Here is a 17,661-nt window from a genome sequence, read left to right on the forward strand (position 1 = left end):
CACGGGGAAGGTTTCGGTGTGCCCTCGCGGTGACCCGCGAACCCATCAGTCAGCGCGCTCCCCGAGGGGGAACTCCACCCATGTCGTTCCTGGCGCGGCTGAGTCTCGCCAACCGCAGCTTGGTGGCTCTGACCACCGGCGCTGTGGCGGCGTTCGGGCTCAGCACCACCGCAACGCTCAACCAAGAACTCATACCATCCTTCGAGCTCCCCATGGCCGTCGTGGTGACCAGCTACCCCGGCGCCTCGGCGGAGATCGTCGAGGGCGAGGTCACCGAACCGATCGAGGGCGCCGTCGGCGGGGTCAATGGTCTCGTCGGCACCACCTCCACCTCCTCCTCCGGCCTCTCCGTGGTGACCGTCGAGCTGGAGTACGGCACCAACGTGGACGGTGCCAGCCAGGAGATCCAGCAGTCGGTCAACCGCCTGTCCACCGAGCTCCCCGAGGACTCCGTGCCCACGGTCGTCGTCGGCAGCCTCGACGACCTGCCGGTGGTGACGCTCGCCGCGAGCGGCGGTGGCGGCGACGAGCAGCAGCTCGCCGAGCGTATCCGCACCAACGTGCTCCCGGAACTGGAGCAGATCGACGGAGTGCGCGAGGCCGCCCTCAGCGGGGAGCGCAACGAGGTCGTCAGCATCACCCCCGACCAGGCGCGACTCGCCGAGGAAGGGCTGAGCACCGCCTCGATCAGCGCCGCGCTCCAGGCCAACGGCATCAGCTTCCCCGGCGGCACCCTCGTGGAGGGCGAGGCCACCCGGGACATCCAGGTGGGCGCCGTGTTCACCTCGGTGGAGGAACTGCGCGACCTGCCGCTCACCCCGACCGCCGCCCCCGGCGGCGCGGGCGGTGCGGGCGGCGGCGGTGCGGGCGGCGAGACCGGGGGAGCCCCGGAGCCCGTCCGGCTCGGTGACGTCGCCACGGTCGAGCAGACCGTGCAGCCCGCCACCTCCCTCACCCGGACCAACGGCGAGCCCAGCCTCGGCATCTCGATCACCAAGACCCCCGACGGCAACACGGTCGACGTCTCGCACGCCGTCCAGGAGGCCCTGCCGGACCTCACCGCCGCCCTCGGCGAGGACGCCGACCTGGTGGTCATCGCCGACCAGGCCCCGTTCATCGAGGAGTCCATCGAGTCGCTGACCACCGAGGGCGCCCTCGGCCTGGTCTTCGCCGTCGTGGTCATCCTGGTCTTCCTGCTCTCCATCCGCTCCACCCTGGTGACCGCGGTCTCCATCCCGATCTCGCTGCTCATCGCGCTGATCGGGCTGCGGGTGTTCGGCTACTCGCTGAACATCCTCACCCTCGGCGCGCTCACCATCGCCATCGGGCGCGTCGTCGACGACTCCATCGTGGTTCTGGAGAACATCAAGCGGCACCTCGGCTACGGCACCCCCAAGCGCGAGGCCGTGCTCGTCGGCACCCGCGAGGTGGCCGGCGCGGTCACCTCTTCCACCATCACCACGGTCGCCGTCTTCTCCCCGATCGCGCTGGTCGGCGGCCAGGTCGGCGAGCTGTTCCGGCCCTTCGCGGTGACCGTCGGCATCGCCATGCTGGCCTCGCTGCTGGTCGCCCTCACCCTCATCCCGGTGCTGTGCTACTGGTTCCTGCGGCCGAGCACCGGCGAGAACGCCGAGCAGGTGCGCCGCGAGGCGGAGGAGAAGGAACTCCGCGGCCCGCTGCAGCGCGTGTACGTCCCGGTCCTGAAGTGGACGATCGGGCACCGGCTGATCACCCTGGTGCTCGCCGGGCTCGTCCTGGTCGGCACGGTCGGCGTCTCCAGCCAGCTGCAGACCAACTTCCTCGACGAGGACACCGACACCTTCTCCATCACCCAGGAACTGCCGGCCGGCACCAGCCTCGCCGGCAGCGACGAGGCCGCCCGCCAGGTCGAGGCGGCCATCGCGGACGTCGAGGGCGTCGAGACCTACCAGGTCACCGTCGGCTCCTCCGGCGACCCGCTGATGGCCGTCTTCATGGGCGGCGGCTCCAACCAGGCCAACTTCACCCTCACCCTGGAGGAGGACGCCGACGCCGAGGCCGTGGAGCAGCGGCTGCGCGACGCCGTCGCCGGCCTCCAGGACGTGGGCGAGGTCCGGGTGGCCCCCGGCCAGGGCGGCTTCGGCGGCGGCGTCGAGGTCCTGGTGCAGGCGCCGGACGACGCCAGCCTCCGCGAGGCGGCCACGCTCGCCGAGCAGGCCGTCCGGGACACCGAGGGCGCCATCGACGTGGTCAACGACCTCGCCGACGCCCAGCCGGCGATCGGCGTCGAGGTCGACCGCGCCCGCGCCGCCGCCGCCGGCCTCAGCGAGGCCCAGATCGGCCAGACCGTCCGCGCGGTGATGGCCCCCGGCAGCGTCGCCACCGCCGAGATCGACGGCGTCCGCCGCGACGTCGTGCTCGGCAGCGGCTTCGAGGCCCCCGCCACCGTCGAGGAGCTGCGCGCCCTGCCGCTCGGCCCCGGCGTCACCCTGGGCGACGTCGCCACCATCGAGGAGACCGAGGGCGCCGTCCAGCTCTCCCGCACCGACGGACGCCGCTCCGCCACCATCACCGCGCAGCCCGACGCCGAGGACCTCGGTGCGGTCAGCACGGAGCTCACCCAGAAGATCAACGACCTGGAGCTGCCCCCGGGCGTCACCGTCACCCTCGGCGGCGTGACCGCCCAGCAGGAGGACGCCTTCGCCGACCTCGGCCTGGCCCTGATGGCCGCCGTGGCCATCGTCTTCCTGGTGATGGTGGCGACCTTCCGCAGCATGATCCAGCCGCTCATCCTGCTGGTCTCGGTGCCGTTCGCGGCCACCGGCGCGCTCGGCCTGCTGGTCCTCACCGGCATCCCGATGGGCGTCCCGGCGCTGATCGGCATGCTGATGCTGGTCGGCATCGTGGTCACCAACGCCATCGTGCTGATCGACCTCATCAACCAGTACCGCGACCGCGGCCTCAGCGCCCGCGAGGCGGTCATCGAGGGCGCCCGCAAGCGCCTGCGCCCGGTGCTGATGACGGCCGTCGCCACGATCTGCGCCCTGATCCCGATGTCCCTCGGCATCACCGGCGGCGGCGCCTTCATCTCCCAGCCGCTCGCCGTCGTGGTGATCGGCGGCCTGCTCACCTCCACCCTGCTCACCCTGGTGCTGGTCCCGGTCCTCTACACCCTGGTCGAGGGCGCCAAGGAGCGCGTCCGCCGCCGTCGCGGCGGCGGCGAGCCCGAGGCCGCCACCCCGGGCACCACCGGCGGCAAGGACGGCGGCGAGGGCCGAGGCCCGGAGGGCCCCGGCGGCCACGGCGGCCCGGGCGGCCACGGCGGCCCCGGCAACGGTGGCCCCGGCAACGGTGGCGACGGCGGCCCCGGCAACGGCGGCGACGGCGGCCCCGACGAGGACGGCCCGGAGGACCCCTCCTCCCCCGACCACACCGCCACCCCCGACACCACCGAACCCCGCCCCACCGTCCCGGTCGGCTGACCCCGCCCCTCCCGAACCGTCCGTAGTCGCCCCCCCGGCGACCCCGGACCCCCACCCGGTGCCGCCGCGCCCCCGGCGCGGCGGCACCGCCGCACCCCCACCCCCAACCCTGGTGAGCGAGCCCTCCAATCCTTGATATGGTTGTCCTCGTCGCCGCGACAACAGCGAGTGACCACCAGTCCGGGTGGCGGAATAGGCAGACGCGCTAGCTTGAGGTGCTAGTCCCCGTATAGGGGGTGGGGGTTCAAGTCCCCCCTCGGACACTCACACAAACCCCAGTTGACCTGGGGTTTTCGTGTTTCCCGGGGCGCTTACAGGCCCCGCGTGAACAACCGCGTGAACAACGGAACGATCTTGTTCGGTCAGACGACCACGGATGCCCGATCCGGCCGCGCTGCATTGCGGTCCACCAGCCAGGACAGCCAGAGCCCTTGGATGATGCCGCCGGCGTCGGCGCCGCACTCAGCTATGAGTCGAGGTGCAGGCGGACGGGTTCCGCAAGCGCGATTGACGCTCCCGTGAAGTCGGCGAGGCGCGCGGCGACGGTGGCCACCGCCAGCCGCTCGGGCAGTGCGGCGGAGAACTTCAGCCCTCGCACCGCGCGGCGGTCGACATCGGGGAGGACCAGGTGATCGCCGACGCCTGGTCCACCAGCGCACAGCGACCGGGCCGGAATCGTTCTCCGGCAATAATCACGACAAGTTTCGGCACCCTCCAGGAGAAGGCCAGTGAGCGCCATCTCGTTTGATCGCCAACTATCCGTCGAGGCGCTTGAAGGGGACGTCTGGCCCGACCCTCCCGAGGGGGCCACGGGCCTTGTGCGGAGCGTACACGTTCTCCGCCGGCGCCCTGTGGGAACGTTGAGTCCATGGGACTTGGCCCGTCTCGTCGGGCAGGACATCGGTCTTCCCTGGACGCTGCCGCTGGCATTGGAAATGCTCAGAGACGCGGCGCCGAAACAAGCGGAGACCGGCTACTACGATGACGAACTACTGACTGCCGTGCTCACACGCAAACCTGACACCTGGTCGGCGTTCCCGGAACTCGCCCAGGAAGTGGAGGGCATCCTGGGCATGCTGACTGGCCTATCCCCGTACGTGCAGCGCGAGGTCGAGCGTTTCCGGTCGTCGCTCTCTGACCATCGGAAGCGGCCATGAGGCCGCTTCCGGGTTTCTCTCCTTCGCGGGCGATGAGCTCGATGATTCGCTCCTCGTCGGAGAATCATGGTGATATCGCATGCGCGTTACATGACAGTCGCTCATGCGAGTGAACGTCCCTACCGAGCGCCCCCGCCTGCTCGGTACCTTTCCCCTTGTCCGGATTCGCCATCACCGCACCCTTCGGACGTCTGTCGCTGTCCCATCGTCAAGCGCCCGTCCCTACCGGGGGCTCGTGCGTGCGCTCCGTCCCGGCTGGGAACGATTCGACCGACCAGCTGCCGCCCGATGCCGGATGCCGGGGGTGAGCGGCGGGGGTGGGTGTGTGGTCGGGTGGAGCTGCGGGCGGTGGCCGGCGGGTCGGTGAGGGCTAGGGGGATGACATGGCGGTGATGTTGCCGGAGGAGCTGGAGTATCCGCTGGAGCTGATCGGCATCACCTGGCCGAACATCAACGAGGACGCGCTGCGCGACATGGCGCAGGCGTATCGGGACCACGCCGACGCGGTGGAGGAGGCGAAGGCCACCGCGGACACGATCGCGGGCGAGCTGGTGACCGCCAACACCGGTTCGGCGATTGAGGCGTTCGGGGAGGACTGGGGGCGGATCTCCGTCGACCAGCTCCAGGGGCTCGCCGACGCCTCGCGGACGATCGCGGGTTTGCTGCACACCGTTGCGCCATCGTGGAGGCCGGCAAGCTGTCGGTGATCGCCCAGCTCGGCATCCTGGTCGCCGAGATCGCCGCGGCGGTGGCGGCGGCGCCGTTCACGCTGGGGCTTTCGTCGCTGGTTGGGCTGGGGGCGACGCAGGCCACCCGATTAGTCGTCCGCGAGCTGATCGTGGGAGTCAGCGACCGCACGCATTTTGGGCGCGTGGCCGGAGTTCCCATCCTGGACGACGGACTACCGGACCAGGTGGTCCGGATATACACCGAAAGGGACTCCTGCAACCAGCGGAGTCCCAACTGCGACGCCTGGACGGGACACTGCTTCCCGAACGCCGAGCGAGAATACGGCTACGCGTACGACAACACCGTGCCGGGATCCACGGCCAGGGGCAACCGGGTCCTGGAGGACGACAACCGCGAGCTCCAGGGGCAGCCACCGGTCCGGCGCAGGCGAAGCTTCTAGAGGGTGATCACGAGCGATGTCCTTGTCCAGCACGAACGGCGCGTCCGGCGGAGGCGACGCCCCAGGGCTGCGCTGGCCGGCGGCAGACCTCGAAGCGGCCGGGCTGCCAGAGCCGGCCGTCGAGCAGTTGGCGCGCTTCAACCTGCCCGCCCGGGTGGGTTCCTACCACCGGGCGATGGACACGCCCGAACCGCTCGGATCGTATGTGCGCCGCGTGGGGATCGATTTCCCGGCGGACGAAATCCACGGCCTGTGGCGACTGGGCGGGGATTCCGGCTCGGAGATCTGCGTGACGGCCGACGGCGAGGTCTGGTCGGTGTTCTGCGAGTTCCCCGGCGAGCCGCGGCTGGTGAACTCCTCCGCGGACGCCTGGGTGCGGAGCCTGTGGGCGCTCGACGAGGCCTGCCGGCGGCTGACGGCGGATCCGTCCGGTCCAGTGGCCCCGGGCCCCGGGGCCACCGAGCCCGGAGCTCCCGAGCCGGCGGGCGAGGTGGAACGGCTGGGAAGGGTGCTCCGGGAGATCGACCCGGACGCCTTCGAGGACGAGGAGGGGTGGTGGCCGCTGGTCGTGGAGGACCTGGGGCACCTGACCGCCGTCCGGCCGGCCGGGGCCTTCGCGTACACCGACGCCGAGGGGCGCGAGGCGAGGATCACCGGGTACGCCGTCCCTGGAGCCGGGCACCCGGAGCGCCGGATCTGGGCGGAGCTGGCCCGGCTGGGGGTGCGTCCGGAGCAGGTCCGGGAGGTCTACACGGAACTCGCCCCGTGCACGCTGCCCGGCGGGTACTGCCTGGAATGGCTCCAGAGCAGCTTCCCGGCCGCGGAGCTCTCCTACAGCTTCCCCTACGGCCCGGACCGGGCCGAACGTGAGCGGGGCGTGCGCGAACTGGCCGCGGCGAACGCCTCGATGACGGCCCCCGGGCAGGACGGGCGGTAACCGGCCCGGCCGTCCGTCCGTGCCACCGCTGCGGCGTGATGGGGCGCTGGCGCGGCTGCTGGAGTGGGTGGCGGGGGGAGCACCCGCCCCGTGCCGTGCTGGTCACCGGCTCGCCGGGGTCCGGCCGGTCCACCCTGCTGAGCCGCCTGTTCCTGGTCACCCGTGGGGACCGGCGGGCGGGCGCCCCGGGGCCGGTGTGGGGCCCGCCGCCCCGGCCGGTGTTCCACGCCGCGCTGGGCGCCCGGGGGCGAGGGCCGGACGGCGTGGCCGTGGAGATCGGGCGCGAGCTGGGGTACCACGTGACGACCGTGCGCCAGCTGCTGCGGGTCCTGGAGCGGGACGGCCGGCCGGTGGTGCTGGCGATCGGCGAGCTCGACGAGGCGGGGCCGGTGCCGTCGTCCCGGGCCACCCACGCCGTGGCGGACGAGCTGCTGGCGCCGCTGTGCGCGCTGCCGCACGTCCGCGTGCTTACGGAGGGCCCGCGGGAGATGCCCCCGACCTCGCCGCCCTCGACCTCTCCGCGGACGGCGTGAGCCACCAGGACCTGGTCGCCCTCTATGGCAAGGACGGCGTCGCCCTGCTCGGTGAGGCCCGGCTGGAGAACGTCACCCACCCCGACGCCCGGCGCCTGCTCACCGAGACCGGGCTCCCGCTGCGCCCCTTCCCCCCTGCGCGTCGACGCCGACGTCCCCACCTACGGCTTCGCCCCGCCCTCTGGCTCGGCGACTGGAGCGACCACAACGTCCTGTTCGACGGCGCCACCGGCCGGGTGTTCGCCGTGGGCCCGGACACCGCGCCCGGACAGCTGGAGCCGTTCAACCGCGACCTGCGGGCGTTCGTCACCTTCCTCGCCCAGATGGCCCCTCAGCGACCTGCGCGCCGATCCCCTCGAAGGCGCCGACCAGCTCCAGGAGAAGGCGCGGCCCACCACATCCGGAACCCGGGGATATTCGGTGGGCGACCGTACGACCGGGGACACGGGGCGGTTCCCGTCCATCCACTGGCTCGCGTCGGCGCTCCCGGGGCTCAGGGGGCGTGCGTGGCGCTGTGGAGGAGGGCGGTGGCGGCGGGGTGGGTGCCGGTGTGGCCGAAGCGGGCGGTCAGTGGGCGGGCCCTGCCGGTGGGGGTGGCGGCGAGGGTGGTGGTGTGGGCGGCGAGGAGGGTGGTCAGGCGGTCGCGGAGGCGGGGGGTGGTGGAGACGTGGTGGACGATCCGGGTGAGTTCCCGGGACGTGGTGGGGTCGGGCTGGTCGTAGTCGACGGGGAGGGCGAGGTCGGCCCAGTCCACGTGGGCGTCGCAGTAGCCGTGCAGGGCGAGTTGGTGGGCCTGCCGGGGGTGGGTGTTGTTGGCGGAGGGCAGCCACAGGGTGGGGACGCCGGTGGCGGCGGCGTCGTAGATGTTGCCGAGGCCGGGGGTCATCCAGGCGTGCGCGGCGGTGCTCATGAGGTGGAGCACCTCGTCGTGGTCGTAGGTGCGCGCGGCCGGGTCGCCGAGCCGGTCGGCGACGTCCCGGCTGGTCGCGATGACGAGGGGCTGGTCGGCGGGGTGCGCGGCGCGGGCGGCGGTCGTCATCAGGCGGGCGTAGGCGGCCGCGTCGTCCGGTCGCCAGAACGGGTTGCACAGGCCGCCGAGGTTGAGCAGGACGTGCCGGCCGGGCTCGCGGTGGAGCCGGGGAGGGATGGCGGGCGGGACGATCACGGTGTGGTCGCGGAGCGCGGGGAGGGAGGCGACGCGTTCCCGCACCCCGAAGAAGTCCTGGGCGAGGTAGACGGTGGCCTCGTTCGCCACCGCCGGGATGGTGGGCCAGTACCAGGTGAGGGCGTCGTAGATGGCCACGCGCCATCCGGCGCGCCGGGCCAGGGCGGCCATCTCGAAGTCCATGGCGGTGACGAACAGGTCGTAGTCGGGGGCCAGCCGCTCCAGCCGGGCCAGCAGGTCGCGCTCGGGCAGGCCCGTCGTGTCGTGGAGCGCGTGGTGGGGCGGGGTGCGCTGGAGGTCGAGGGTGTGCCCCGCGCCGATGTAGCCGAGGCGGTCGCAGGCGGGTGCGAGCTCCGCGGCGAGGACGGCGATCGCCGCCGACGGGCCGAAGCCGAAGGGCTGGGCGTTCAGCAGGAGTCGCGGGCGGGTGGTGGTGAGTCGCGGGCGGGTGGCGGTGGTCGCCGGCGGGTCCGGTGGATCGGTCATCGACAGCCCCTTCCGAGGGAATCGGCGTGGTCCGCTTCCGGGGGTGCCCGCCCCGCGTCGTCCCCCTGAACCTCAACGAGCCGCGGGGGCGGAGGGAACGCGCCGTCCGGCGGCTCCCCCCTTGCTACTGGTGGGCGGCGCTCCCGGATGGCTACGATCTGTTGGGTGGCGGTCACCCGACGGCGTCGCCTTCGGTACCGGGGGGAGCGTGGGATGGAAGCGGTGGAGGTCGGCACGCTGGAGGTGCCGGGCGCGCGGCTGCACTACGAGGTGCGCGGCGCGGGGCCGCCGCTGCTGCTCATCCCGGGTGGGAACTCCGACGGGGTGATCTTCGAGCGGCTGGCCGCCGTGCTGGCGGAGGAGTACCGGGTGGTCTCCTACGATCCGCGGGGCAACTCGCGCAGTCCGCTGGCCGGGCCGCCGGTCGACCAGCGGATCGAGGTGCACGCCGAGGACGCCTACCGCCTGCTCGACCACGTCGGCGCGGCCGGGGAGCCGGCGCGGGTGTTCGGCAGCTGTTCGGGCGGGCTCGTGGCGCTGGAGATGACGGCGCGGCGTCCGGAGCGGATCCGGTCCGTGGTGGTGCACGAACCGCCCGCGCTGGGGCTGCTGCCGGACGCCGGGGAGTGGGCGGCGTTCGTCCGGGGCGTCCTGGCGGCGTACCGCCGCGGCGGGGTCGCCCCGGCGATGCGGGAGCTGGACGCCCTCTTCGGCGGGCGCCCGGCGCCGGTCCTGCCGGAGGCGCGGGACAACACCGAGTTCTTCCTGGCCCACGTGCTGGGGCCGTTCACCCGCTACCTGCCGGACGTCGCGGCGCTGGCGCGCCTGGACCACCCGATCGCGGTGGCGGGGGGACGCGACTCCCGGAGTCTGGTCGTGCACCGTCCGGCCGTCGTGCTCGCCGAGCGGCTGGGCCGCGACCTCGTGGAGTTCCCGGGCGGGCACGTCGGGTACGTGAAGTGGCCGGAGGAGTTCGCCGGACGGCTCGCCGAGCTGCTCGGCGGGCGGCGGCGGTGAGGGCGGGCGCCGCGCCGGTGGGGCGCTGAGGGGGGTCGTCGCGACCTGCCGGAGGGGCGGTGCCGGGGGGGCGCCCCGGCCCGGCACCGCCGGCCGGTCAGGCGGTGCGGCTGAACTGCTGGTTGGTGCCGGTGCCGCAGGCGTACTGGATGAGGCGGGTGCCGTCGGTGGTGGAGGCGCTGATGACGTCCAGGCAGCGTCCGCTGTGCCGGGCGACCAGCCGGACGTACCCGCCGCCCGCGTCCTGCACCTGCCACTGCTGCTGCGTCCCGGTGCCGCAGGTCTGCTGCTCGACGCGCGCGTTGTTCGCGGTGGAGGCGTCCCGCACCCCGAGGCACAGGGAGCTGTGCCGGGCGACCAGCTGCACGTGGCCGTCGGCCAGGGGCCGGAACCAGAACCGCTGGTTGTTGCCGTTGTTGCAGGTGTACTGGGTCGCGTCGGTGCCGGCCCACTGGTCGGAGGAGGGGATGTCGACGCACTTGCCGCTGTGCCGGGCGACCAGGGCCTCGTGGGGGCCGCCCCGGCCGGTGACCGTGCCGGCGGCGGCGTCCACCACGATCTCCGGGGACCAGCTCATGGTCATGCTGGTGGAGGTGGGGAAGCTGAGGGGGAGCCAGACGTAGCGGGAGTCGTTGACGGTGCCGCCGAAGGAGTTGCCCCACCGGTCGCCCATGTACAGGTAGGTGGTCTGGCTGGTTCCTTCGACGGGCAGCACGAACGCGGTCTGCGAGCCGTACGCCGTGGAGTCGCCGACGTTCTGCATCGCGCTCCAGGGGCCGGCGATGTTGGTGGCGGTGGCGTACCTCTGCTGGTTGGGGTTCCACCCGGTGGCGCCGGAGGTGAGCATGAAGTAGACGCCGCCGCGCTTGAACAGGGCGGGCGCCTCCCGGTGGCCGCCGGGCCAGGGGTTGGCGACCAGGCTCTCGACGCCCAGGTAGTCGTCGGTGAGCCGGTAGATGTGCAGGTCGTAGTTCTCGCGGGCGGCCGAGGCCATGTAGCCGGTGCCGTCGGTGTCCCGGAAGACGGTGATGTCGCGGGACATGTGGCCGAGCGGGCGGAAGCTGCCGCGGTAGTCGTAGTCGCCGTCGACGGTGGGGGAGGTGGCGACGGCCGCGCGGGCCTCGCTGTAGTCCGCGCCGTTCTCCTTGTGCATCCACATCACGAACTGGCCGGTGCGCTCGTTGTACATGACCTTGGGGCGCTCGATCTTGGCGTCGCCGAGCTCCGGGTCGGACGCCTCGGTCAGCACGTGGCGGCGGAACTCCCAGGTCACCAGGTCCGTGGACCGGTACGCCGAGACGTAGCGGAAGGTGTTGTCGGCGTTGCGGTTCTCCCCGAACCAGTAGTAGTAGGCGCCGACCTTCACGACTCCGCCGCCGTGGGCGTGCACGGGGTTGCCCGCCGGGTCGGTGAACGCCGTGCCGTTGAGCACCGGGGCGCTCGGCGCCGCCTGCGCGGCTCCGGCGGGGAGGAGCGCCCCCAGCAACCCCAGGAACAGGGCGAGCAGGGCGTACGGGACACGTCTCATCACAGGCTCCTTGGCAACGTGTGCGTGGGCATGTCAATGCCCTCCGCCTGGAGGTCCGGCTTCCAGCGGAAGCTGACGCCCAGTGCATCGGTCGTGCCGGCGCGCGGTCAACCGGAGGAACAGCAATCGATCAGGAGCGCTCACACCCGAAAGTCGTGGTGACGGCCGGTGAGGGCGTGCGGGCGCTGTGTCGGAGACGGGGGCGTGGGCGCCGTCGGGAGGCCGGAAAGGGGCGCGCGAACCCTTTTGGAACTTAGATCACTGATGTAAGTAAGTCTGGTCATGCGCGCTGTCAGGGGCGCGCCACATCAGCACCGGGAGTTCTTCATGGGACGGAGCCTCAGATCCGCGCCGCCGCCTCGGCGGTGGGCCGTGCTGGCCGCGGCCGGACTCGTCGGGGTCGCCGGCTGGCTGCCGGCCACGACGGCCGGCGCCGCGGAGGCGGCCGGGGACGGGCGCGGAAGGCCGCAGGAGGTGTCGATCGCCGATCCGGACGCGACGGCCGAGACCCGGTCGCTCTTCGCCTACCTGCTCGACCAGCAGGGCGAGGGCATCCTCTTCGGTCACCAGCAGACCACCGAGTTCGGGGTGACCTTCGACGAGGCCACCGAGACCGACGGGGTGCGCTCGGACGTGCTCGCCGGCGTGGGCGACCACCCCGCCGTCTTCGGCTGGGACGTGGGCCACGACGGCTACGGCTCCAGCCCGGGCGACCCCACGCCGGAGGAGAACTTCGCCGCCACCGTGCGGCTGATCGAGGCGGCGGACCGCATCGGCGGCATCCACACGCTGAGCGCCCACATGGACAACTTCGTCACCGGCGGGGACTTCTACGACACCGATGGCAACGTTGTCGAGCGCATCCTGCCGGGCGGCGACCACAACGACGAGTTCCGCGCCTACCTCGACCGGGTGGCCCGGCTGGCGCACGCGGTGGACGACGAGGACGGCGACCCGATCCCGATGGTCTTCCGCCCGTTCCACGAGAACAGCGGCTCGTGGTTCTGGTGGGGCGCGGCGCACGCGTCGTCCTCGCAGTACGTCGAGCTGTTCCGGTACACCGTGGAGTACCTGCGCGACGTCAAGGACGTGCACAACTTCCTCTACTCGTACTCGCCGGGCGGCTCCTACGGCGGCTCGGACGAGGTGTACATGCGCACCTACCCGGGCGACGCCTACGTCGACGTCCTGGGGTACGACAACTACGACGGCTCCGGCGCCTCCCGGCAGTGGCTGGACGGGCTCGTCGCCGACCTCGGCATGGTGGCCCGGATCGCCGAGGAGCGCGGGAAGGTGTCGGCCTTCACCGAGTTCGGCATCAGCGGCGCCCTCAAGCCCAACGGCGGCAACGGCAACCCGAACTGGTACACCGACGTGCTGGCGGCGATCGCCGCCGACCCGCTGGCCAGCCGCTCCGCCTACATGCTGACCTGGGTCAACTTCGGCACCGAGCAGTTCTTCCTGCCGTACCCGGCGACCGCCACCGAGCCGGAGCACGAGCTGCTGCCCGACTTCCGCGCCTTCCACCAGGACCCGGCCACGATCTTCAGCTCGGAGCTGGACCTGCGCGACGTCTACGACCGCCGGGTCCGGGCCCGGGAGCACGAGCCGTTCGCGCACATCGTCTCGCCCACCGACCGGCAGCGGATCACCACCCCGACGACCACGGTCCGGGTGCGGATCTCCGACGCCCGCCCGCTGGAGGTCTACTACACCGTCGGCGACGACCCGACCCGCCACCCGCTCCGCCTGGACCGGCGCAGCGGCTACCACACCGGCGAGTGGCGGATCGGGGAGGAGAACCTGACCAACGTCGCCACGTCGCTGCGGGTCCACGCGACCCTGCCCGGCAACCGCTCGCTGGAGGTCACCAACCGGATCCTGCTCGGGGAGAAGCCCCCGCTGGCCCCCGGCGTGGTGGACGACTTCGAGGGGCACGTGGACGACACCGCGCTGCGGGCCGACTACAGCACCTACGGCGCGAACACCATCTCGCTCTCCCAGGACCCGAAGGGCTCCGGCGAGCAGGCCCTGCGGTTCGACTACGACTTCGCCCGGCAGACCTACACCGGCGTCGGCAAGAAGATCGACGGTGACTGGTCGGGCTACGACGGGCTCTCCCTCTGGCTGAAGCCCGACGGATCGGGCCACCGGCTCGTCCTGCAGCTGGTCGCCGGCGGCGTGGCCTACGAGGCGTACCCGTCGATGACCGGCACCGAGGCGCAGCGCCTGACCATCCCGTTCGCGGACTTCCGCCCCGCGCCCTGGGACACCGCCAACGCCGACCGCCGGATCACCCCGGAGGACCTGGCCGACCTGTCGCAGTTCAACATCTTCATCAACCAGGCCGACGGCGCCGCCACGACGGCCGGCACCTTCCACCTGGACGACCTGCGCGCCGGCTGACCCGCCGGACCGCACCGCCACACCGGGCGGCGGGGGAGGGGGCGACCCCGACCCCGCCGCCCCCTGCCGTCCCGGGCGCCGGCAGCCGGAGGGAGGCGTGGAGGAGGCCCGGGGCGGAGGGCGGGCGGTCAGCGGGTGGGGCGGTGGGCGGTGACGGTCCACATGGGGGTGCGGAGGCGGACGCCTTCGGGGTGGTGGTGCGGGCGCAGGGCGGTGGCGACGGCGGCCCGGGCGGGGGCGGTGTCGGTGATGCCGGCCTGTTGGAAGGCGTAGCGGACCGGGCCCCAGCCCAGGACGAAGTCGGCGGCCTCCTCGGGGGTGCGGCCGAGGGTGCCCCAGGCGTCGAAGGGTTCCACGGTGACCTCCTCGAAGCCGGCGTCGCGCAGGACACGGCGGGCGTGGTCGGGGTCGGAGAGCGCGGAGAGGTTGGGGCTGTTGTCCCCCGGGGCGCGCTCGGGGCGGGGGACGTGGGCGGCCAGGGCGCGGAGCGGCACCATCGCCTCGCTGTCCGGCCCGGCGGGCTGGGAGGTGACGAAGGCCAGCCGTCCGCCCGGGCGGAGGGCGCGGGCGATGTTGGCGAAGGCGGCGACCGCGTCGGCGAAGTACATGACGCCGCCGCGCGAGATCGCCACGTCGAACCGGGCCTCGGGGAAGGGGAAGACCTGCGCGTCGCCCTGCTGGAAGGTGGCGTTGTCCACGCCCTCGGCGGCGGCGGTCGCGCGGGCCCGCTCCAGCATGGGCGCGGACAGGTCGACGCCGACGGCCTCGCCGGCCACCGCCAGGCGGGCGGCGCGCAGGGTGGTGCCGCCGTTGCCGCAGCCGACGTCCAGCACGTGGTCGTGTGCGGCGATGGCCGCCGCGGCGAACAGTGGTTCGTTGAGGCCGGAGGTCATCGCCTCGTAGCGGTCGTGGTGGCGGGCCCAGTGCTCGCCCTCGTAGCCGTTCCACGCCTCGGCCTGGTGGGTGTTGACGACAGGGTGCATCACACGCTCCGATCGCGAACGCAACTTGGTATTGCGATAGCCTGAGCCTGGCATACCCCCCACCGGTAAAGCAACTGGGAGTTGCGATGGAACCCGAACTCGACGGCCCGGGGCGTCAGCGGCCCGTGGGACGCGGCCCGAAGGTGCGCGCCGCCGTACTCGCAGCGACGCTCGCCGAACTCGCCGACGGCGGGTACGCCGCGCTGACCGTGGAGAACGTGGCCCGGCGGGCGGGGGTGCACAAGACGACGGTCTACCGGCGCTGGCGGGACCGGGAGAGCCTGGTGGTGGACGCCCTGGCGGAGCAGATCGCCGCCGACATCCCCATCCCGGACGAGGGCGACGTCGAGACCGACCTGCGTGAGCTGGCGCGGCGGTTCGTCGGGTGGGCGACCAGCCCGGGTGGTCGGGCCGTGCTCGCCGCGATGCTCTCCGACGCCGTCCGGGTGCCCGAGATCGCCGACGCCCGGGGACGGCTCTTCCAGGACCGCCTGCGGCGGGCGGAACCGCTGGTCGCGCGTGCCGTGGAGCGGGGCGAACTGCCCGCCGACACCGACCCGGCGCGGCTGATCGGCACCCTCGTCGCGCCGATCTACCTCCGGCTGCTGATCACCGGCGAACCGGTCGACGAGGCCACCGCCGACCAGGCGGCCCGGGTGGCGCTGGCCGCCGCCCGCGCCGGGGCGTTGCGCCGCTGACCCGTCCCGGGGCCGTGGCGGCGGGTGGGGGCGGCACGGTCGACGGGCAGGCGGTGTAGACGGGTGTCGGGTCAGGTGGCGGCGCGGGGGTGTTGGCGGCGGTGGGAGAGCGAGTCCAGGACCATGGCGCCCAGCAGCACGGCGCCGGTGACCATGAGCTGCACCGCGCTGGAGATGCCCAGCAGGGCCATCCCGGAGGCGAGCGACTGGATCACCAGGATGCCGAGCAGCGCGGACCACGTCCGGCCGCGTCCGCCGAACAGGCTGGTGCCGCCGATCACGGCCGCGGCGATGACGTTGAGCAGGAGGATGCCGGTTCCGGAGGTCTGGCCCACCGAGGTGACCCGGGAGGCCAGGAACAGGCCGCCGACCGCCGCCATGGTCCCGGAGATCACCAGCACGGAGATCCGCATGGTGACCAGGTTGATGCCGGCGCGGCGGGCGGCCTCCACGCCGCCGCCGAGTGCGGCGACCCGGCGTCCGTAGGGGGTGCGGCGCAGCACGTAGTCCAGCCCGGCGACCACCAGGAGGAAGATCAGCAGGGCGAGCGGCAGGCCGCGGAAGCGGTTGAGGGTGTGGGCGGCGGCGAAGGCGACCACCGCGAGCAGGGCGGTGCGCAGCACGATCCCGGCGAGCGGTCCGGACGGCGTCCCGGCGGCGGCGCGGCGCCGCCGCTGCTGGTGGGAGACCAGGAAGAACACGGCGGTGCTGACGGCGGCCAACGCGTAGGCGGCGGCGTCCGGGAAGTAGTGGCTGGTCAGCGAGGTGATCAGGCTCAGGTTGTGGAGGGTGATGGTGCCCACCGCGCCGAGGACGTAGAGCATCAGGCCGTTCCACCCCAGCAGTCCGGCCAGGGTGACCATGAACGCCGGGACGCCGACCCGGGCGAAGAAGAACCCGTGCAGGGCCCCGGCGGCCGAGCCGGTGAGCACGGCCACGATCAGCGCGAGCCATTCGGGCACGCCCTGGTACACGGTGAGCACGGCGAAGGTGGCCGCGGCGAGGCCGCTGACCGAGGCGACCGACAGGTCGATCTCGCCGAGCAGCAGCACGAAGACGACCCCGACCGCGATCATGCCGGTGCCGACGATGTCCACGCTGAGGTTGGACAGGTTGCGTGGCGAGAGGAAGTTGTCGTCGAGGATCTGGAAGACGGCCCACATCGCGACCAGGCCGAGCACGACCGGCACCGCTCCGAGCTCTCGGCCCCGCCATTCGCCCCCCGGACCGTTGAGGTACCGGCCCAGGTCTGCGCGCAGGCGCCGGTCGAGGGCGCCCAGCACGGAGCCGCTGCGGTCGGCGCCGGTCCCGGCGGGGCGCGTCCGCCGGGGGGCGGTCGTGCCGCTCACAGCTCCTCCTCCGAGTCCGCCCGGCGGGTGGAGACCGCGTTGTCCGTGGCGCCGGTGATCGAGGCGATGATCTGTTCCTGGGAGGTGGTGTTCACGTCGAAGAGGCCGTTGTTGCGGCCGAGGCGCAGCACCGCGACCCGGTCCGCGACGGCCTTGATGTCGCCCATGTGGTGGCTGATCAGCACCACCCCGAGACCGCGGTCGCGCAGCCGCTCGATGAGGTCGAGCAGGCGGGAGGTCTGGGTGACGCCGAGGGCGGCGGTGGGCTCGTCGAGGAGGAGCACCCTCGGCTCGCCGAGCAGCGAGCGGGCGATGGCGACGGTCTGCCGCTGGCCCCCGGAGAGGGTGGCCACGGGGGCGCGCACGTCGGGGACGTGCAGGGCGAGCTCGCTCAGCAGCCGGTGGGTGCGGCGCCCCATCTCGACCTCGTCCAGGGCGAGCAGCGTGCCGAGTTCGCGGCCGAGGAAGACGTTGCCGACGACGTCGAGGTTGTCGCAGAGCGCGAGGTCCTGGTAGACGGTGGCGATCCCGAGGTTCCGCGCGTCCTGCGGGCGGTTGATGTGGACGATGCGCCCCTCCCAGCGCATGACCCCGTCGTCGGCCGGGTCGACGCCGGCGATCACCTTGATCAGGGTCGACTTGCCGGCCCCGTTGTCCCCGACCAGGGCCACCACCTCCCCGGCGTTGATGTCCAGCTCGACGTCGGTGAGGGCCTGGACGGCACCGAAGCGCTTGGAGATGCCGCGCAGCGCGAGCAGGGGAGCGTCCGAGTGGAGAGCCATCTCGTTCTCCTTCGGCGGCCGGCCCCGGGC

14 protein-coding genes, 1 tRNA gene and 1 pseudogene are annotated in these 17,661 nt (G+C 72.9%); 11 read left to right on the forward strand and 5 right to left on the reverse strand.

Going from position 1 to position 17,661, the window contains the following annotated elements; all coding sequences use genetic code 11:
• The first annotated feature begins 80 nt into the window (after positions 1–80).
• From FHU37_RS21410 to FHU37_RS29580, 8 genes and pseudogenes are all read left to right on the forward strand, one after another.
• On the forward strand, positions 81–3,461 hold the full coding sequence (locus FHU37_RS21410; protein ID WP_218904105.1) for an efflux RND transporter permease subunit: 3,381 nt from the start codon (positions 81–83) through the stop codon (positions 3,459–3,461).
• 178 nt (positions 3,462–3,639) lie between these two features.
• Positions 3,640–3,724, forward strand: a tRNA-Leu gene (locus FHU37_RS21415).
• 465 nt (positions 3,725–4,189) lie between these two features.
• Positions 4,190–4,618, forward strand: coding sequence for a contact-dependent growth inhibition system immunity protein (locus tag FHU37_RS21420; protein WP_312892705.1), 429 nt, complete (start codon positions 4,190–4,192; stop codon positions 4,616–4,618).
• A 383-nt stretch (positions 4,619–5,001) separates the two neighbouring features.
• On the forward strand, positions 5,002–5,325 hold the full coding sequence (locus FHU37_RS21425; protein ID WP_179815745.1) for a WXG100-like domain-containing protein: 324 nt from the start codon (positions 5,002–5,004) through the stop codon (positions 5,323–5,325).
• Positions 5,301–5,747 (forward strand): hypothetical protein, encoded by a 447-nt coding sequence (locus tag FHU37_RS21430; protein WP_179815746.1) that lies wholly within the window; start codon positions 5,301–5,303, stop codon positions 5,745–5,747. The genes FHU37_RS21425 and FHU37_RS21430 overlap by 25 nt, the downstream gene beginning before the upstream one ends.
• A 16-nt stretch (positions 5,748–5,763) precedes the next feature.
• Positions 5,764–6,684 (forward strand): nucleic acid/nucleotide deaminase domain-containing protein, encoded by a 921-nt coding sequence (locus tag FHU37_RS21435; RefSeq protein WP_179815747.1) that lies wholly within the window; start codon positions 5,764–5,766, stop codon positions 6,682–6,684.
• A 35-nt stretch (positions 6,685–6,719) separates the two neighbouring features.
• A complete protein-coding gene (locus FHU37_RS21440) occupies positions 6,720–7,217 on the forward strand; it encodes a P-loop NTPase family protein (RefSeq protein WP_179815748.1) in 498 nt (165 codons plus the stop codon).
• Positions 7,214–7,522 (forward strand): annotated as a pseudogene (locus tag FHU37_RS29580) (SUKH-4 family immunity protein); the annotation flags it as partial. The gene FHU37_RS21440 and the pseudogene FHU37_RS29580, both read left to right, overlap by 4 nt.
• A 188-nt stretch (positions 7,523–7,710) precedes the next feature.
• Here the strand turns inward: FHU37_RS29580 and FHU37_RS28515 are convergent.
• The gene (locus FHU37_RS28515) at positions 7,711–8,868 is read right to left on the reverse strand and encodes a hypothetical protein (RefSeq protein WP_246451203.1); all 1,158 of its coding nucleotides are present in this window, start codon (positions 8,866–8,868) and stop codon (positions 7,711–7,713) included.
• A gap of 213 nt (positions 8,869–9,081) precedes the next feature.
• Between FHU37_RS28515 and FHU37_RS21450 the strand changes: the two genes are divergently transcribed.
• Positions 9,082–9,885 carry an alpha/beta fold hydrolase gene (locus FHU37_RS21450; protein WP_179815750.1) on the forward strand — a complete coding sequence of 268 codons (804 nt, stop codon included), beginning with the start codon at positions 9,082–9,084 and terminating at the stop codon, positions 9,883–9,885.
• A 97-nt stretch (positions 9,886–9,982) separates the two neighbouring features.
• Here the strand turns inward: FHU37_RS21450 and FHU37_RS21455 are convergent, their stop codons facing one another.
• Positions 9,983–11,413 carry an RICIN domain-containing protein gene (locus tag FHU37_RS21455; protein WP_179815751.1) on the reverse strand — a complete coding sequence of 477 codons (1,431 nt, stop codon included), beginning with the start codon at positions 11,411–11,413 and terminating at the stop codon, positions 9,983–9,985.
• A gap of 327 nt (positions 11,414–11,740) precedes the next feature.
• Between FHU37_RS21455 and FHU37_RS21460 the strand changes: the two genes are divergently transcribed.
• The gene (locus FHU37_RS21460) at positions 11,741–13,819 is read left to right on the forward strand and encodes a glycosyl hydrolase (protein ID WP_179815752.1); all 2,079 of its coding nucleotides are present in this window, start codon (positions 11,741–11,743) and stop codon (positions 13,817–13,819) included.
• 128 nt (positions 13,820–13,947) lie between these two features.
• On the opposite strand, the gene FHU37_RS21465 is transcribed toward FHU37_RS21460, so the two are convergent.
• Positions 13,948–14,802 (reverse strand): class I SAM-dependent methyltransferase, encoded by an 855-nt coding sequence (locus FHU37_RS21465; RefSeq protein ID WP_179815753.1) that lies wholly within the window; start codon positions 14,800–14,802, stop codon positions 13,948–13,950.
• A gap of 86 nt (positions 14,803–14,888) precedes the next feature.
• On the opposite strand from FHU37_RS21465, the gene FHU37_RS21470 reads away from it, so the two are divergent.
• Positions 14,889–15,500, forward strand: a complete 612-nt coding sequence (locus FHU37_RS21470; protein WP_218904106.1) for a TetR/AcrR family transcriptional regulator — start codon at positions 14,889–14,891, stop codon at positions 15,498–15,500.
• 71 nt (positions 15,501–15,571) lie between these two features.
• Here the strand turns inward: FHU37_RS21470 and FHU37_RS21475 are convergent, their stop codons facing one another.
• The gene (locus FHU37_RS21475) at positions 15,572–16,849 is read right to left on the reverse strand and encodes a sugar ABC transporter permease (RefSeq protein ID WP_376773993.1); all 1,278 of its coding nucleotides are present in this window, start codon (positions 16,847–16,849) and stop codon (positions 15,572–15,574) included.
• Positions 16,846–17,631: an ATP-binding cassette domain-containing protein gene (locus FHU37_RS21480; RefSeq protein WP_179815754.1), complete on the reverse strand. Its 786-nt coding sequence runs from the start codon at positions 17,629–17,631 to the stop codon at positions 16,846–16,848. The genes FHU37_RS21475 and FHU37_RS21480 overlap by 4 nt, the downstream gene beginning before the upstream one ends.
• Between the last annotated feature and the right edge of the window lie 30 nt (positions 17,632–17,661).

Origin of the sequence: Allostreptomyces psammosilenae, assembly GCF_013407765.1 — a bacterium.
GTDB lineage: Bacteria > Actinomycetota > Actinomycetes > Streptomycetales > Streptomycetaceae > Allostreptomyces > Allostreptomyces psammosilenae.

Excerpts from the sequence above, each read along its gene's own strand:
- FHU37_RS21410 (WP_218904105.1), top strand. The coding sequence starts at position 81 with ATGTCGTTCCTGGCGCGGCTGAGTCTCGCCAACCGCAGCTTGGTGGCT.
- FHU37_RS21425 (WP_179815745.1), top strand. The coding sequence starts at position 5,002 with ATGGCGGTGATGTTGCCGGAGGAGCTGGAGTATCCGCTGGAGCTGATC.
- FHU37_RS21435 (WP_179815747.1), top strand. The coding sequence starts at position 5,764 with ATGTCCTTGTCCAGCACGAACGGCGCGTCCGGCGGAGGCGACGCCCCA.
- FHU37_RS28515 (WP_246451203.1), bottom strand. The coding sequence starts at position 8,868 with ATGACCGATCCACCGGACCCGCCGGCGACCACCGCCACCCGCCCGCGA.
- FHU37_RS21450 (WP_179815750.1), top strand. The coding sequence starts at position 9,082 with ATGGAAGCGGTGGAGGTCGGCACGCTGGAGGTGCCGGGCGCGCGGCTG.
- FHU37_RS21455 (WP_179815751.1), bottom strand. The coding sequence starts at position 11,413 with ATGAGACGTGTCCCGTACGCCCTGCTCGCCCTGTTCCTGGGGTTGCTG.
- FHU37_RS21460 (WP_179815752.1), top strand. The coding sequence starts at position 11,741 with ATGGGACGGAGCCTCAGATCCGCGCCGCCGCCTCGGCGGTGGGCCGTG.
- FHU37_RS21465 (WP_179815753.1), bottom strand. The coding sequence starts at position 14,802 with ATGCACCCTGTCGTCAACACCCACCAGGCCGAGGCGTGGAACGGCTAC.
- FHU37_RS21470 (WP_218904106.1), top strand. The coding sequence starts at position 14,889 with ATGGAACCCGAACTCGACGGCCCGGGGCGTCAGCGGCCCGTGGGACGC.
- FHU37_RS21480 (WP_179815754.1), bottom strand. The coding sequence starts at position 17,631 with ATGGCTCTCCACTCGGACGCTCCCCTGCTCGCGCTGCGCGGCATCTCC.